The 15,688-nt window shown below is 64.0% G+C and carries 17 protein-coding genes and 1 pseudogene; 8 read left to right on the forward strand and 10 right to left on the reverse strand.

The window, feature by feature from the left end; translation table 11 throughout:
• Window positions 1-63 precede the first annotated feature (63 nt).
• Complete coding sequence (locus tag AC062T_RS07425; RefSeq protein WP_476028748.1) at window positions 64-1,116, forward strand: endonuclease/exonuclease/phosphatase family protein; 1,053 nt, start codon at window positions 64-66, stop codon at window positions 1,114-1,116.
• Between the two features lie 56 nt (window positions 1,117-1,172).
• Window positions 1,173-2,702 (forward strand): aminopeptidase P family protein, encoded by a 1,530-nt coding sequence (locus AC062T_RS07430; RefSeq protein WP_476028750.1) that lies wholly within the window; start codon window positions 1,173-1,175, stop codon window positions 2,700-2,702.
• 19 nt (window positions 2,703-2,721) lie between these two features.
• Here the strand turns inward: AC062T_RS07430 and AC062T_RS07435 are convergent, their stop codons facing one another.
• From AC062T_RS07435 to AC062T_RS07445, 3 genes are all read right to left on the reverse strand, one after another.
• The gene (locus AC062T_RS07435; protein ID WP_476028772.1) at window positions 2,722-3,378 is read right to left on the reverse strand and encodes an AAA family ATPase; all 657 of its coding nucleotides are present in this window, start codon (window positions 3,376-3,378) and stop codon (window positions 2,722-2,724) included.
• A gap of 69 nt (window positions 3,379-3,447) precedes the next feature.
• Window positions 3,448-3,774: a carboxymuconolactone decarboxylase family protein gene (locus tag AC062T_RS07440; RefSeq protein ID WP_108517318.1), complete on the reverse strand. Its 327-nt coding sequence runs from the start codon at window positions 3,772-3,774 to the stop codon at window positions 3,448-3,450.
• A gap of 8 nt (window positions 3,775-3,782) precedes the next feature.
• A complete protein-coding gene (locus AC062T_RS07445; RefSeq protein WP_476028752.1) occupies window positions 3,783-4,280 on the reverse strand; it encodes a YflT domain-containing protein in 498 nt (165 codons plus the stop codon).
• A gap of 36 nt (window positions 4,281-4,316) precedes the next feature.
• Here AC062T_RS07445 and AC062T_RS07450 point away from each other — a divergent pair, with 36 nt between their 5' ends.
• The 3 genes from AC062T_RS07450 to AC062T_RS07460 are packed head-to-tail and all read left to right on the forward strand — an operon-like array spanning window position 4,317 to window position 7,231.
• Window positions 4,317-5,642, forward strand: a complete 1,326-nt coding sequence (locus AC062T_RS07450; RefSeq protein WP_476028754.1) for a magnesium transporter MgtE N-terminal domain-containing protein — start codon at window positions 4,317-4,319, stop codon at window positions 5,640-5,642.
• A complete protein-coding gene (locus AC062T_RS07455; protein WP_476028756.1) occupies window positions 5,626-6,150 on the forward strand; it encodes a DUF1003 domain-containing protein in 525 nt (174 codons plus the stop codon). Before AC062T_RS07450 ends, AC062T_RS07455 begins: the two co-directional genes overlap by 17 nt.
• On the forward strand, window positions 6,137-7,231 hold the full coding sequence (locus AC062T_RS07460; RefSeq protein WP_476028758.1) for an Mrp/NBP35 family ATP-binding protein: 1,095 nt from the start codon (window positions 6,137-6,139) through the stop codon (window positions 7,229-7,231). Before AC062T_RS07455 ends, AC062T_RS07460 begins: the two co-directional genes overlap by 14 nt.
• 41 nt (window positions 7,232-7,272) lie before the next feature.
• Here AC062T_RS07460 and AC062T_RS07465 read toward each other — a convergent pair whose 3' ends face one another.
• Window positions 7,273-7,956 carry a DNA alkylation repair protein gene (locus AC062T_RS07465; RefSeq protein WP_476028760.1) on the reverse strand — a complete coding sequence of 228 codons (684 nt, stop codon included), beginning with the start codon at window positions 7,954-7,956 and terminating at the stop codon, window positions 7,273-7,275.
• Between the two features lie 123 nt (window positions 7,957-8,079).
• Between AC062T_RS07465 and AC062T_RS07470 the strand changes: the two genes are divergently transcribed.
• On the forward strand, window positions 8,080-9,630 hold the full coding sequence (locus AC062T_RS07470; RefSeq protein ID WP_476028762.1) for a succinic semialdehyde dehydrogenase: 1,551 nt from the start codon (window positions 8,080-8,082) through the stop codon (window positions 9,628-9,630).
• A gap of 10 nt (window positions 9,631-9,640) precedes the next feature.
• On the opposite strand, the gene AC062T_RS07475 is transcribed toward AC062T_RS07470, so the two are convergent.
• Window positions 9,641-10,021 (reverse strand): twin-arginine translocase TatA/TatE family subunit, encoded by a 381-nt coding sequence (locus tag AC062T_RS07475; RefSeq protein WP_108517328.1) that lies wholly within the window; start codon window positions 10,019-10,021, stop codon window positions 9,641-9,643.
• A 77-nt stretch (window positions 10,022-10,098) separates the two neighbouring features.
• Between AC062T_RS07475 and AC062T_RS07480 the strand changes: the two genes are divergently transcribed.
• Window positions 10,099-10,734: an O-methyltransferase gene (locus AC062T_RS07480; protein WP_108517330.1), complete on the forward strand. Its 636-nt coding sequence runs from the start codon at window positions 10,099-10,101 to the stop codon at window positions 10,732-10,734.
• 25 nt (window positions 10,735-10,759) lie between these two features.
• Here the strand turns inward: AC062T_RS07480 and AC062T_RS07485 are convergent, their stop codons facing one another.
• Together AC062T_RS07485 and dapE are read right to left on the reverse strand one after the other, a co-directional pair.
• The gene (locus AC062T_RS07485) at window positions 10,760-10,933 is read right to left on the reverse strand and encodes a DUF3117 domain-containing protein (protein WP_108517332.1); all 174 of its coding nucleotides are present in this window, start codon (window positions 10,931-10,933) and stop codon (window positions 10,760-10,762) included.
• Between the two features lie 91 nt (window positions 10,934-11,024).
• Window positions 11,025-12,125: a succinyl-diaminopimelate desuccinylase gene (gene dapE / locus AC062T_RS07490; protein WP_476028766.1), complete on the reverse strand. Its 1,101-nt coding sequence runs from the start codon at window positions 12,123-12,125 to the stop codon at window positions 11,025-11,027.
• A gap of 32 nt (window positions 12,126-12,157) precedes the next feature.
• On the opposite strand from dapE, the gene dapD reads away from it, so the two are divergent.
• Complete coding sequence (gene dapD / locus AC062T_RS07495) at window positions 12,158-13,096, forward strand: 2,3,4,5-tetrahydropyridine-2,6-dicarboxylate N-succinyltransferase (RefSeq protein ID WP_476028768.1); 939 nt, start codon at window positions 12,158-12,160, stop codon at window positions 13,094-13,096.
• 318 nt (window positions 13,097-13,414) lie between these two features.
• Here the strand turns inward: dapD and AC062T_RS07500 are convergent, their stop codons facing one another.
• From AC062T_RS07500 to AC062T_RS07510, 3 genes and pseudogenes are all read right to left on the reverse strand, one after another.
• A complete protein-coding gene (locus tag AC062T_RS07500; RefSeq protein WP_108517338.1) occupies window positions 13,415-14,716 on the reverse strand; it encodes a citrate synthase in 1,302 nt (433 codons plus the stop codon).
• 92 nt (window positions 14,717-14,808) lie between these two features.
• Entirely contained in the window at window positions 14,809-15,135 is a 327-nt protein-coding gene (gene fdxA, locus AC062T_RS07505) for a ferredoxin (protein WP_108517340.1), read from the reverse strand.
• Window positions 15,132-15,688, reverse strand: a pseudogene (locus AC062T_RS07510) (hypothetical protein); the annotation flags it as partial. The pseudogene AC062T_RS07510 and the gene fdxA, both read right to left, overlap by 4 nt.

Genomic DNA, 15,688 nt, shown 5'->3' on the forward strand with positions numbered 1-15,688 from the left:
GCAGAGCGGTTGCGGGCCCGCCTCCGCTGCGGACTCAGCACCACCGAGTACAGTGACAAGGCCATGATCCGCCGTCTCCTCTCAGCAGCGCTCATCCTTGCCACGTTCGCTGTTTTGGCGGTGGCCGGATGGCCCCAACTTTTTGGACTTCAGCGCGCCGAATTCGTCGCCCAGGTCGTTTCTCTCCGGGGTGCTGCCGCGGTCGTCGTTGCCGCTGCTGCCATCGCACTGTTGCTCCTCGGGGTCTTTATTGCGAGCTTTCGCAAGCTGGCCGCATCCTTGGCGGTGCTCGCTCTCGCCTTTGTGGCCCTCACCGCCATCGTGCTTGTTTCTCGCGGACTAGAAACCACGGCGACCGCCGATCCCGGCCCGTCGGATGACGCCATTACGGTGCTTGCCTGGAACACCTTGGGGCCAGCGACCGACCCGCAGCAGGTCGCAGACCTCGCCATCAGCCGAGGGGCGAAAATCGTCGTGCTGCCCGAGACGCTTGAGGTCGACGCCGTCGAAGCCGCCGTGGCCATGCGCGAGGCTGGTAGCCCGATGTGGGTGCTGACAGCCGCCTACGACCTCATCTCGCCGGCCCGATCGACCTCACTCCTCATCAGCGCAGATCTGGGCGAGTACGAGTTTGATGCCGACCTGAAAACCACCGAAGTGCTTCCCACCGTGGTGGCGCGACCCGTCAACGGTGCTGGCCCCACGATCATCGCGGTGCACGCGGTCGCACCCATCCCCGGCCAGATGGATAACTGGCGGTCTGATCTTGCCCTGCTGTCGGAGATGTGCTCGGGCGACAACATCATCATGGCGGGCGATTTCAACGCCACGATCGACCACTTCGCCGGCCTAGGTTCGTGGGAATCGACGACCCATGTTGACGACAGGCTCGCCTCCTCCGCTCGCCTCGGTGAGTGCGTCGATGCTGCCGCCTCGGTCGGTGCCGGGGGCGTTGGCACCTGGCCCACGGCGCTGCTCCCCCAGCTCGGAGCCCCCATCGACCACGTTATGAGCACGGATGAATGGCGCGTCTCGCAGTTCGAGGTCGTCACCGAGGCAGATTCAGTCGGCAGCGACCATCGCCCCGTCGTTGCCCGTCTAGAACCGCGCGCCTAGGATCGCCGCCGCTGCTCCCATGGGCCGCTGAGCAAGTCAGTGGGAGAATGGATGTCATGGAGACATCTCGTTCGCCGAAGCCCGCCACCGCCAGCTCTGTTGCCGCCGAGCCAGAGCCGCGGGCAACGTCTAATAGATCGACCACACCGCAGTCGTCGACGTTCAGCGACTACATCGCCTCGTCGTGGGCTCCCCGCTCGGAGCCGGTGCCCGAACCCCGCGAGGAGGCTGCCTACGCCGCCGCTCGTCGCGAGCGCATCTCCCGGCTGCACCCGGGCAAGCGACTCATTATCCCCGCAGGGTCGTCCAAGGTGCGCTCGAACGACACCGACTATCCATTCCGCGCCCACTCCGCTTTTGCCCACCTCACGGGGTGGGGATCCTCCAGCGAGCCCGGCGCAGTCCTCGTGCTTGAGCCGACCGATGACGGCCATACCGCGACGCTTTACTTTAGGGAGCGCGCCGGCCGCGACTCCGATGAGTTCTATGCGAACCCAGAGATCGGCGAGTTCTGGATTGGTGCACGCCCCTCGCTCGTGCAGGTTGCCGGAGATTTGGGTCTCGCCACCAAGGGCATCGCCGAACTTGATGCCGTGCTCGACGCCGTCGATGTCGACACACTCATCGTGCGGGATGCCGACCGTGACCTCACCGACCAGGTTGACGGTCGTCGGCTGCTCGCCGTGGACCTGCCGCCAGAAGCCGACGAGGACCGGTCGGGTGACGACGCTCTCGCGCAGGATCTCTCAGAGATTCGACTCGTCAAAGACGCCTACGAGATCGAGCAGATGCGTCTGGCGGTTGACGCCACTCAGCGCGGCTTCGACGATGTCATTGCCGACCGTGCCGAAATCATGGCCCACCCCCGTGGCGAGCGCCTCGTCGAGGGCACCTTCAACCGGCGTGCGAGGGCCGACGGCAACACCGTGGGATACGACACGATCGCCGCATCCGGCCCCCACGCGTGCATCCTGCACTGGACGCGCAACGACGGACCTGTCTCCGCCGGCGACCTCATTCTGCTCGACGCCGGAATCGAACTCGAGAGCTACTACACGGCCGACATCACCCGCACGCTGCCGATCGGCGGCACCTTCACCCCAGTGCAGCGCCGCGTCTATGAGGCCGTGCTCGAAGCCGCCGATGCCGCATTCGCAATCGTGCGCCCCGGCATCCGGTTCCGCGAGATTCATGCCGAAGCGATGCGGGTAATCGCCGAGAAAACAGCCGAGGGGGGTTTGCTGCCCACGAGTGCTGCGGAGTCGCTCGAGGCCGATAAGCAGTACCACCGCCGCTACATGGTGCATGGCACGAGTCACCACCTGGGGATGGATGTGCACGACTGTGCGCAGGCGCGCCGGGAGCTCTACCTTGACGGTGTTCTCGAAGAGGGAATGGTGTTCACGATCGAGCCGGGGCTGTATTTTCAGCCGGACGATCTGACCGTGCCAGAGGAGTTCCGCGGGATCGGCGTGCGAATCGAGGACGACATCCTCGTGACCGCCGACGGTGCCGAGAACCTATCGATCAACATCCCGCGCACGGCGGACGATGTTGAGGCCTGGCTCGCCGCTCACCCGCTCTAGTCGGCGCGGATAAGCCGGATTAGTCCAGGTACCGCAGGTACCTCTCCGGCGACTCCAAAAACCCGCGCCAATTGCGAACGAGATCGAGATCGTCGTACTCGCTCGATCGGATGCCCCACTCCCCAACCTCATAGAGGCTGGCACCCGGGTAGGCGGCCAGCACGGGCGAGTGCGTGGAGAGCAGCACCTGCGAGCCGTTGGACACAAGGTCGCGCAGAAGTCCAATGAGGGCGAGGCAGCCGGGGAGGGAGAGGGCGGATTCTGGCTCGTCGAGCACCCAGAGCCCTCGTACCCGTGAGCGTGCTGCCACGAGATCGAGAAACGATTCTCCGTGGCTCTGCTCGTGAAAGGTGCCCTCGTCACCGATCGACTCTAGATAGGTGAAAAACCCGTGCATGGTTTCGGCCCGTAAGAAAAAACCCTGCTTCGACGCCCCGGCGCCCCGAATGAGCTGCAGATGATCGGCGAGATCCGACTCGGTCTTGCGGGTCTCGCTCATCGACGCGGTCGAACCGCCCTCGGGGTTCATGCCGAATGCTGCCGCAATCGCCTCCACGATGGTGGACTTGCCTGCGCCGTTCTCGCCGACCAGCACGGTGACCGGCGCCAAGTCGAAACCCTCGTCGAGAATCTGACGCACGGGAGCGAGTGTGGCCGGCCACGACGAACGGCGCATCGGCGCGAGCGGATGCTCCTCGATGCGACGCAACGGGGCACTATCGAAAATGCGATCCACGCCCGGCGCTCAGTGCTCGTGGGGCGCGGCGGCTTTAAACGCGAGCCGCCCATGCATGAAGGGCGCTCCCGTTCCGATCGCTGCGGCCACCCACACGGATTCTGCGACCTCGGCCTCCGTTGCCCCCGCCGTCACAGCGCTCTTGGTGTGCACCTCAATGCAATAGGAGCACTGCATCGAAACGGCCACGGCAACCGCCATGAGCTCACGGTATTTCTTGGGGATCTCCCGTCCCTCATCCGCGAACACTGCGCCGTTGAACTCCCCATAGGCCTTGAGCAGGTCCGGGCTCGCCGTCTTGTAGTTGCGCATGTACTCGCGGTCGTCCGTGCTCATAGCTGCCTCTACTGCTCTGTCTCCGGGCGGCTGAGCAGTTCTTGCGCCCGGAGGGCCACAGCCGGCTGGACAACGATCTGATAGTTGGATGCGATGACCTGGTGGGTCGAGGTGAAGTCGCGGCGACTGCGGTTGAGCGAATACGACACGATGCCGAAGATCATGCCGAACCCAGCGCCGATGAGCAAGGCCGCGCCCACAAATGCAATCGCAGCCGGGTTGTCAGAAAACATGAACAGCAGCAGCCCCAGAAAGAGACCGAACCAGGCGCCGCTTGCGGCACCGGCTCCCGCCGCACGACCGTAGGTGAGTTTTCCCGTGACCCGCTCGACCGTCTTGAGGTCATTGCCGACGATGGCCAGCTGATTCACAGGGAACTCCCGCTTAGCCAGGCGGTCTACTACCGCCTGCGCTTCGGGGTAGGTGTCGTAGGTACCGAGAATATCTCCGTGAGGAATTGTCGGCACGGGTTGCGCGCGGCGCGAATAGGAGCTGGGGTTGGTCACCGGCTCATTCTTTCACCAGAAGGCTAGGGTTGTACCGTGAGCCCCACCAGAGTCTTTGTCGCGCGCCTAGCAGGGTGCTCTGTTTTCGACCCCGCTGGCGACAAGGTGGGTAGGGTGCGCGACGTTCTCGTTGTGTACCGCAGCACGCAGTCGCCCCGCGTCGTCGGATTCATCGTTGAGGTTCCCGGGCGACGGCGCGTGTTCCTGTCCATCGGCAGAATCACCAGCATCGGATCAGGCCAGATCATCACGACCGGCCTCATTAACCTGAGGCGCTTTGAGCAGCGCGGCGGCGAAGTGCGCGTGATTGCCGAGATGCTGGGGCGCAAAGTCACCCTCGCCGACGGCAGCAGCACCGCCATCATCGAAGACGTTGCCATCGAGGAGACGGGCCCCGGCGAGTGGGCTGTCAGCGAGCTGTTCTTGCGCCGCCCCAAGACGAGCGCGTCTCCCTTCGCCAAGGGTCAGACGACGTTCGCCAAGTGGAACGATGTGCGCGAGAACGTCACGGCAGGCGAAGCACAGTCGGCCAGTCACCTGCTCGCAACCTACGAAGACCTGCTGCCTGCTGACCTTGCCAATGCCCTGCTCGACCTGCCGGAACAGCGCATGCTCGAGGTCGCCGAAGAACTCAGCGACGAACGACTCGCCGACGTGCTCGAAGAAATGCCCGAGAGCGAGCAGGTCGGCATTCTCAACAAGCTTGACGATGACCGTGCTGCCACGGTTCTCGACCAGATGCAGCCGGATGATGCAGCCGACCTCATCGCCCAGCTCGATGAGGAGCGCGGCGAGGCCCTGCTCGACCTCATGCAGCCAGAAGAGGCAGAAGACGTGCGAATGCTTCTGCTCTACGCGCCCGACACCGCGGGTGGCCTCATGACGACCGAGCCGATCATCGTCTCTTCCGACGCAACGGTCGCCGAAGGCCTTGCCCTCATCCGCCGCCACGAACTCGCACCAGCCCTGGGTGCAGCCATCTGCGTGACCCTGCCGCCCTACGAATCTCCGACCGGTCGATTTCTCGGCATGGTGCACTTTCAGCGCATGCTGCGCTACCCACCCGGCGAGCGCCTCGGAACCCTGCTCGACCAGCAGCTGGAGCCCGTCAATGCCTCGGCATCGGCGGCGGAGGTCGCGCGTATCCTCGCCACCTACGACCTTGTTTCCGTTCCCGTTGTCGACGACAACCATCGCCTTGTAGGGGTGGTGACCATTGACGATGTTCTCGACTACCTGCTGCCAGACGACTGGCGAAGTCACGACGACGAACCGACACCAGCACCATTCGTAGCGGTAGAGACACGACCCCAGCCCATAATTCAGCCCGGAAGGAGGCCCGCCAATGGCTCGTCGCACTGAGGCAGACCTCGAATCCCCCAAAGGGCTAAGGCAAAAGTTCGTTCCCCGCTTCGGCCGAGGTCAGGGCCGCGACCGGATGGGTCGCTTCTCTGAGGCGTTCGCTCGAGCAATGGGCACGCCCGCCTTCCTCGTTGGCATGACCGTGTTCTGCCTCGTTTGGATCGGCTACAACACGTGGGCACCCACAGAGCTGCAGTTCGACCCCCGCGCCCTCAACTACACGCTGCTGACCCTCATCCTGTCGCTGCAGGCCAGCTATGCCGCTCCCATGATCCTGCTCGCGCAGAACCGTCAGGACGACCGTGACCGCGTGCAGATCGAGCAGGACCGCCAGCGGGCCGAACGCAATCTCAACGACACCGAATACCTCGCCCGCGAGGTTGTTGCGCTTCGCCTCGCGATGAAGGATGTCGCCACCAAGGACTTCATCCGGGCAGAGCTGCGCTCGCTTCTCGAAGAGCTGGACAGGGAGAAAGATTCCCCCGGGTCATCGCATGACGACCGCTGACGAGATTCGCGCCGCGCTCGCCCACGTCATCGACCCCGAGATTCGTCGCCCCATTACCGAGCTGGACATGGTCGGCGATATCTCCGTCGACGACGGCGTCGCCTCTGTCGTGGTCAAACTTACGATCGTGGGATGCCCTGCCGCCGACCGCATTGAGCGCGACGTGCGCGCCGCGGTCGAGGCCGTTGACGGCGTCTCGCAGGCGGAGATCGCCCTCACGGTCATGACTCCGGACGAGCGCCGCGCGCTCACGTCGAGGCTCCAGGGCGGGCGGCGAGCAATGCCCTTCACCCCGGACAGCCTCACCAGGGTGATCGCCGTGACCAGCGGCAAGGGCGGCGTGGGCAAGTCCACGCTCACCGCCAACCTTGCGGTCGCCATGACGCAGCTCGGGCTCAAGGTGGGGCTCATCGATGCCGATGTATTCGGATTCTCGATTCCCGGCCTTCTCGGCATCCCCACGGCCAAGCCCACGCGGGTGGGCGACATGATCCTGCCGCCCATTGCCTACGGCGTGAAGACCATCTCGATCGGCATGTTCGTGGAGGGCTCCACCGCGGTCTCGTGGCGCGGCCCCATGCTCCACCGCACGATCGAGCAGTTTCTCACCGACGTCTATTTTGGCGACCTCGATGTCCTGCTGCTTGACCTGCCGCCCGGCACAGGAGACGTCGCCATCACGATCGGGCAGTTGCTGCCCCATGCCGAGGTTCTCGTCGTCACGACCCCCCAGTCCGCCGCGGCTGAGGTCGCAGAGCGCAGCGGACTCGTGGCCCGTCAGACCGGCCAGACCGTAATCGGCGTGATCGAAAACATGGCCGGCCTCGTTGCTCCCGACGGCAGCATCCTCGATATTTTCGGCTCGGGCGGCGGTGCAGAAGTCGCCAGCAGGCTCGACGTTCCCCTGCTCGCCTCAGTGCCGCTGAGCATCGCGCTGCGAGAGGGCGGCGATGCTGGCGCCCCCGTCGTCGTTGCTGACCCGATGGATGCCGCGGCGACCGCCATCCTGGGCGTGGCGTCTGCAATCGCCCAGCGTGGGCGCGGACTCGCCGGGCGAAGCCTCGGCGTCAGCCCCGCCTGACGGGCTCAGCCCCGCCTGAGGCACCCTGCCCGGTCTGACGACTAAAGGGAGCGTCTCCGAACGATCTCGGTGATCCAGATCGGGGCAAACGGTGACGTGCAGTTGGGCGGCGTGGGGTAATCCTTGAGCCCCTCGAGTCGCTCACCGATGCTCATGGCGCGTGACCGCAGCTCGGGGTGGTTGATGCCAATCGTCGCGAGGCACTCATTCATCGCCCACTGCAGCCGATCTGGGGCATCCTTCATCTCTGCTTCTATCGTGTCGAGCAGCCCCGGCAGATCGAGGCCCTCCGGCGCTGTGGCGACGCGATCGCTCGTGAGTGCCCACCCTGCACTGGCGACGACCGCGTCCTCATCGGCAAACCACGTCGTGCGAAGCTCCTCCACGGAGGGGCTCTTCTTGACGATGTAGCTCACGAGCCAGTCGTGCACCTTGGGCACTCTCGCCTCGCGCAGCATCGCGTCGAGCTCTGTCTCGCTGTAGTGCTTTGGCCTGCTGATCAGGATGGCCACCAGCCGAGCGGCGGTGTCGCCGGTCGCCCACAGGTCCCTGGCCAGATCCGGCTGAATCTTGAGTTTCTTGGCGACTTCTCTGAGCTTGGTGAGGTTGACGCCATGATCGTCGCCGTGGCGCTCATTCACCGCTCGAATCTTGGGATCCTCAAGGGCAGCAAGGTCAGCGAGAACCTCGTTCACGGTGGCGCTCGATGCGGTCACGGTAGCCACTTTTACCCTCCAACTCGCGGGACGACAACAGACTCAGCATAAGCCGGGTCGCCAGCGAGAGACCCGTCCGATTTGGCCAAGGATTCGAAGAGATCGCTCGATCGGCGGCCCTAGGATGAGCGCATGCCAGGAGCTCTCATCACAGCCGAGGTCGCACGCGACCTGACCCGCGACATCCGCTCCACCCGCGGGCAGACCGTCGACGTTATCGCGCCGTTCACCGGCCAGGTGCTGCACTCGTTGCCACTGAGCTCTGTGCCGGATGTGGTGGAGGCCGCGTCCTCGGCCAGGCTTGCGCAGATCGCCTGGCAGCGTGCCGGCTTCGCTCACCGCCGCCGTGTGCTCATCAAGGCCCACGATCTGCTGCTGGAGCGCCGTCAGTTGCTGCTCGATGCCGTGCAGTCCGAAACGGGCAAGACCAGAGGGCAAGCGTTCGAGGAGGTGTTCCAGGCGGCCAACGTAACGCGCTACTACGCGCTGGGGGCCGCGTCGATTCTCCGCCCGAGTGCCCGCAGGTCGGGTATCCCCGTTCTGTTGACTACGAAGGTCGACTACCGCCCCAAGGGCGTTATCGGAGTCATCACCCCCTGGAACTTTCCCCTCAGCCTCTCAATCATGGATGTCATCCCGGCGCTTGCTGCCGGCAACGGCGTCGTACAGAAGGCCGACAACCAGGGGGCGCTGAGCGTGCTCGCGTCGCGCCGAGCCTTCATCGACGCGGGAGTGCCAGAGGAGCTCTGGCAGGTCGTTACGGGGCCTGGCTCCGAAATCGGCACCGCCGTGACCGACGTCGCCGACTATGTGTGCTTCACCGGCTCGACCGCCACGGGCCGTACGGTTGCCATGCGAGCGGCAGAGCGGCTTGTGGGAGCATCCCTCGAACTCGGGGGCAAGAACCCGCTCATCGTCCTCGACGATGTCGACCCTGAGAAGGCCGCGGCCGACGCCGTCTACGCCTGTTTCGCGTCGATGGGCCAGCTGTGCGTCTCGATCGAACGCATCATCGTGCAGCGCGCTGTCGCCGACGACTTCATCGCAGCGTTCGTGCGCAGGGTCTCGGCTCTCACCATCGGCCCGGCGTTCGATTACACGACCGATGCAGGATCACTCACGCTGCCATCGCAGCTCGAAACGACGCAGCGGCACATCGCCGATGCCGTCGCTAAGGGAGCGACAGTACTCACCGGCGGCGCTGCCCTCCCCCACATCGGCCCTCTCTTCTTCGAGCCGACAGTGCTCGCCGACGTCACGCCAGAGATGGAGTGTTTCGCCACGGAGACCTTTGGCCCGGTCGTATCGGTGAGCATCGTCGACTCCGATGAGGAGGCCATCGTTGCCGCCAACGACTCGGAATACGGGCTCAATTCGGCCATTTTTGCGCGGTCGTTGACTCGTGCTCGCCGCATCGCCAGCGCCCTGGACAGCGGCAGCGTGAATGTTAACGAGGGTTACCGCGCCGCGTTCTCTTCCGTCGACGCCCCCATGGGCGGCGCCAAGCAGTCAGGGCTCGGCCGACGCAATGGTCCTGAGGGCCTTCTGCGATTCGTGGAATCACGCACTGTGGCGCGCAACACAGGAATCATGGCCCTCCCCCGCACGGGAGCGGAGTTCGCGCCTCTGGCGGGCGTCATGACCGCCCTACTCGTGACGCTGCGCACCATCCGCAGGCGCTAGCGGCGGCCTCCTAGGTCGCTTCTGAGTCGAAGGGCGCCGCGGCGCCCGCTTCTGCGAGTCCTAGGCGCTTCTGCGCCGCCGACTCCACCGGTCGAGAGCGCGTGGGTGGCTTGACCGCAACCGGAGCCGCTGCGCCCTCGTCATCGAGCAACGCCTCGCGGATGATTCGGCGCGGGTCGTACTGGCGTGGGTCGAGCTTTTGCCAGTCAACGTCGTTGAACTCTGGGCCCATCTCGTCGCGCAGACGATCCTTGGCGCCGCTGGCCATATTCTTGAGCGATTTGACCAGGCGGGCGAGTTGCGCGGCGTAGTGCGGCAGCTTTTCGGGGCCAAGCACGAAGACCGCGATGATCGCGATCAACAGCAGCTTCTCGAAAGTTAGGCCAGGCACTCGTTCAGAATAACGTGATCGCCTGGACTTGACCCGTATCCTTGGGTGAGCCCGTTTCGAGAGGGCAGGGAGCAAGCGTGTCAGAGAAAGATTCAAACTGGAGATTCGTCGACGAGGTCGTCGTCGAAAGCCCTGTCATTCAGCAGGCGCGTCAGCACTCCCTCGAGCTCGGAATTGAGCCGATCGCCCCATCGATCGGCGCTCAGATCGCGCTCATCGCGGCCGCGACCTCCGCAACGACCATGATCGAGATCGGCACGGGCGCTGGCGTCAGCGGTCTTTGGCTGATGCAGGGCGCCCCGGATGCGATCCTCACCTCAATCGACATCGAGCCAGATCATCAGCAGGTGGCCCGCAAGCACTTTGCCGACGCCGATATCCCCGCAAACCGCACCCGCCTCATCACGGGGCGTTCGAGAGATGTTCTGCCGCGCATGAACGAGCAGTCCTACGACATCGTTCTGATCGACGGCGATCCCAAGGCGGTCATCGAGAACGTCGAGCACGGGCTGCGCCTGGTTCGCCCCGGCGGCACTGTGCTGGTTCCTCACGCACTCTGGCACGATCGCGTCGCCGACCCCACCAAGCGAGACGACACGACGGCGAACTTCCGAGCCATCCTGAAGGAGACTTCGGAGTCCGCCGCCGTGCTGAGCGCTCTATCGCCTGCTGGCGACGGTTTGCTTCAGTTGACTCCGGTGCGGTCCTCTTAGACCTCACCAGAGGGTGTCAGTCGGGTCAGCTGACTGTGACGACTCCTGCGAGTGCGTCGTGGAGTTCCTTAGCCTCGGCGTCGTTCACCGACACAACGAGACGTCCTCCGCCTTCGAGGGGGACGCGCACGATGATGAGACGACCCTCCTTAACAGCCTCCATTGGTCCGTCTCCGGTCCTCGGTTTCATGGCCGCCATGAATAGTCCCCTTTCGTGGATGTCTTCCTATTATTCCGTAAGTGAGTCATATGCGGAAAACGAGCGATATCGTGGCGCGCCCAAGAAGGGGTCAGACGGCCCCGGCAAGCCAGCGACGAAGGCCGGTTTCGCAGGCCGTGATCTGCTCAAGAGCAACGCGCTCATCGTCGGCATGAGCCTTCAGAGGGTCGCCGGGCCCATAGTTGACAGCGGGGACTCCCAACGCTGAGAAGCGGGCAACATCGGTCCAGCCGTACTTGGGATGGGCGGATGCTCCCACTGCGGCGAGGAACTCCTGCGACAGCGGGGAGTCGAGTCCGGGGCGTGCCCCTTCGGCGCGGTCGACGACCGTGATGTCGAATCCCTCGAACAACTCGCGCAGATGTTGCTCCGCCTCGTCGGCCGAACGGCTGGGCGCAAAACGATAGTTGATGTGAACCATGCACTCGTCGGGGATCACATTGCCGGCGATACCGCCGGAAATCCCCACGGCGTTGAGCCCCTCGCGGTAGACGAGACCCTCGACCTCGACCTCCCGCGGCACGTAGTCCACGAGGCGATTGAGGATCGGGGTGGCGGCGTGAATCGCATTCTTGCCCACCCAGGCTCGCGCGGAGTGCGCGCGCAGACCATAGGTGCGCACCTCGATGCGCATGTTGCCGTTGCACCCGCCCTCGACCTCAGATCGGGTGGGCTCGCCCAGAATGGCGAAGTCGCCCTTCAGCAGCTCTGGATGGGTCAGCGCCAGCCTGCCCAGCCCATTGAGGTCATCCGAGACCTCTTCGTGGTCGTACCAAATCCAGGTGATGTCGATGCTCGGGTTCGTGAGCTCTGCGGCGAGCTTGACCTGCACCGCAACGCCGGCCTTCATATCAACGGTGCCCCTGCCCCACAGGTAGTCGACACCGTCGATCGTCTCGAACCGAGTCGGCAGATTGTCGTTGATGGGGACCGTGTCGATATGACCCGCGATCACCACACGGCGATCACGGCCGAGGTTGGTTCTCGCGACAACGGCGTCGCCCAACCGCAACACCTCAAGGTGTTCCAAACCGGCAAGCGAGTGCTCGATCGCGTCGGCAATCGCCTTCTCGTTACCCGAGACAGACGGGATATCGCACAGCTGCCGAGTGATCTCGATCGAGCCTGCCGACAGATCCAAGAGAGGGGCCGTGCTAGCGGGGGAAGACATCTCCTCATCCTATTCGCCAGTAATCTTGAGGTATGACTTCTGCTGCCTGGGGCTACGGCCTCGCCACCATCTCCGGCGACGGAACGGTGCTCGACACTTGGTTCCCCTCCCCCTCGCTCGGCGCCCGACCGAGTTCAATCGACCCCCACATTGCACCGACCGAGTTCGAAGAGCTGCGTCGCGTCGATGAGCGCCGCAATGTGCGCGTCGAGTTCGTCACCGTCGAGATCGATCTCGACGCTGCGCCCGCCTCGACCCAGGACGCGTACCTGCGATTGCACCTGCTCAGCCACCTCCTCGTCGCCCCCAACACGATCAACCTCGACGGCATCTTTGGCGTGCTGCCCGCCGTCGTCTGGACCAACGCCGGCCCCGTGCATCCGGATGACTTCGCTCGCCTCCGTCCGACGCTGCAGCGCCACGGAATCAGCGCTCACAGCGTGGACAAGTTCCCCCGCCTCGTCGACTACGTCTCCCCCGCCGGCGTGCGCATCGCCGATGCCAACCGTGTGCGCCTTGGCGCTCACCTGGCACCAGGAACCACGGTCATGCACGAGGGCTTCGTGAACTTTAATGCGGGCACTCTCGGCTCGTCCATGGTCGAAGGCCGCATCTCTCAGGGTGTTGTCGTGGGAGACGGCTCCGACATCGGCGGCGGCGCATCCATCATGGGCACGCTCAGCGGCGGCGGCACAGAGCGCATCTCCGTAGGCCAGCGCGCCCTCCTGGGCGCCAACTCTGGCATCGGCATCTCGGTCGGCGACGACAGCGTAATCGAGGCCGGTCTGTACGTGACCGCTGGCACCAAGGTGCTGGTAATCGATGGCAGCGAGGGCGGCACGACCATGAAGGCCGTAGAGCTCTCTGGTGTGCCCAACCTGCTCTTTCGCCGCAACTCGGCAACGGGAGCCGTTGAGGTTATCCCGCGTAGCGGCACCGGCATCGAACTCAACGCGGCACTGCACGCCTAAAGCGTTCGGGATGCACGCCCGGTCTCGGGGGGCTCGACCGGGCGTGCTCTCCGCACTTCTGCGGAGCGCCACAGCGAAGGGGAACGCTGCGCACTGACGCGGTCCGACCGACTACCCAGGTGCTGACCGCACGTTGTTCCACCGCGCACACGCGGGGTAGCGCAATTCTGCCAGTGGCCCCAATAAAGCGAAACACCAACGGCTCGGATGTAACCCGGATTGGGGCGGACCTCTGGTTCCCTATCGCACCAGCCCACGCATGACGAAGAAATGCCCCAGTTCGAGTGAACTGGGGCATTTCTGCTGCTGCTGAGCTAACTATCGCTCGGTCGGCCAATCACGCTGCGGCTCACCGATGTAGAGCTGCTGCGGGCGACCAATCTTGGTCTTGGGGTCAGAGTTCGACTCGCGCCACTGTGCGATCCATCCCGGCAACCGGCCAATGGCGAAGAGCACGGTGAACATGCGCGTCGGAAAGCCCATGGCCTTGTAGATGACACCCGTGTAGAAGTCCACGTTGGGGTAGAGCTTGCGCTCGATGAAGTAGTCATCGGCCAGGGCTACTGCCTCAAGCTCCATCGCAATGTCGAGCAGCTCGTCCTTGATGCCGAGTGCAGCGAGAACCTCGTGGGCGCTCTCCTTGACGAGACGGGCCCGAGGGTCGAAGTTCTTGTAGACGCGGTGCCCGAAACCCATAAGACGGATGCCGTCTTCTTTGTTCTTGACCCGCTGAACGAACTTCTCGACGCCCTCGCCAGACTCCTTGATCTGCTCGAGCATCGTGAGCACGGCCTCGTTGGCTCCGCCGTGAAGCGGGCCGTAGAGAGCGTTAATGCCGGCGGAAACGGAGGCAAAGAGGTTGGCTTCTGTGGATCCGACGAGGCGAACGGTCGACGTGGACGCGTTCTGCTCGTGGTCTTCGTGGAGGATCAGCAGACGCTCGAGTGCGGTCGCGAGAACCGGGTTGACCTCATAGGGCTCCGCCATATTGCCGAAGTTCATCTTGAGGAAGTTCTCGACGAAGCTCAGGCTGTTGTCGGGGTAGAGGAACGCCTGGCCGAGGCTCTTCTTGTGTGCATAAGCCGCGATCGTCGGCAGCTTAGCCAGAAGGCGAATCGTGGAGATCTCGACCTGCTCGGGGTCGTGAACATCCAAGGAGTCCTGGTAGTACGTCGAGAGAGCCGACACGGCGCTCGACAGCACCGACATCGGATGCGCGTTGTGCGGGAGGGCGTCGAAGAATCGCTTGAGGTCTTCGTGCAGCAGCGTGTGCCGCCGAATCTTCTCCTCGAACTCCTCGAGTTCTGAAGCGCTCGGAAGCTCCCCATAAATCAGGAGCCAGGCGGTCTCGAGGTACGTGGAATTCTTGGCGACATCCTCGATCGAGTACCCGCGGTAGCGCAAGATTCCCTGATCACCATCGATGTAGGTGATCTCGCTCTTCGTCGAAGCGGTGTTGACAAAACCCTGGTCGAGGGTTGTGTATCCCGTTTGTTTGGTGAGCGTTGAGATGTCGATGCTGTTAGCACCATCGACACTCGTGAGGATAGGGAATTCGGCAGTGCCTCCGGGGTAGTGGAGCGTGGCCTTGTCGGCGTCGTTGATGGCAGCGTCGTTCACACATACAGCCTAGAGGGGGTTTGTGGCTCCAGTCGCACCCACCAAAGGAAAATGCCTTTGCTTGGGCATCTTCTCTAAAATTCGACCGTTTTTTATGCGGCGGGGCCCTGAGGCGGGAGCGCGGCAACGAGGGGGTGATCCTTGTGAATCACACCGACCTTGGCAGCACCGCCGGGCGAGCCGAGGTCGTCGAAAAACTCCACATTGGCCTTGTAGTAGTCGGCCCACACCTCGGGGGTGTCGTCTTCGTAGTAGATCGCCTCAACGGGACACACGGGCTCGCACGCACCACAATCAACGCATTCATCGGGATGGATGTAGAGCATCCGGTCGCCCTCGTAGATGCAGTCAACGGGGCATTCGTCGACACATGCGCGGTCTTTGACATCGACGCACGGAAGAGCGATGACATATGTCACTGCGAGGGTCCCTCCTGAGTGGTGTGAACTACCATCCTATCGCGGCGAGGCAAGGGCAGCTTCGGCCACGCGACCACGACGAGGGCGATGAGAAGCGGCGCGTAAGCCCACACGAATCCCATGATGTTGGCCGGGATCAGAACGGATCCCCCCGGGCTCTTCTGCGAGAACACGGCGATGATCACGTTCACGCCGATCGCGGCGCTGAGCGCAACGACCCGCGTCTCGAACACCAGCCGGAACCCGACCAGCAGCATCGTGATGATGAGCAGCCCCGCGACGAGGCCGATCGGGATCGTAACCCCGCCGATGCTCCACGTCTGTTGGTGGTTGATGGTGAGCACTACGCCGAGAATGGCGCCCATGGCAAGAGCCACCACCGCCGTGGTGATCTTGCCCGCTCGCGTTTCTCCCGCCGAAAGAGCACCCCGCACGGTGGCGGTGGAGGGGCCATCTGCCTCTGCCGAGGGAGCATCGATCAGTCGAAACGCCTCGCGCGTCTCGACGGGGCGTGCTGGCCCGCTCGACAGAGCAAATTGTGGGCGACCATCCG

It is taken from the genome of Homoserinimonas sp., assembly GCF_056262345.1.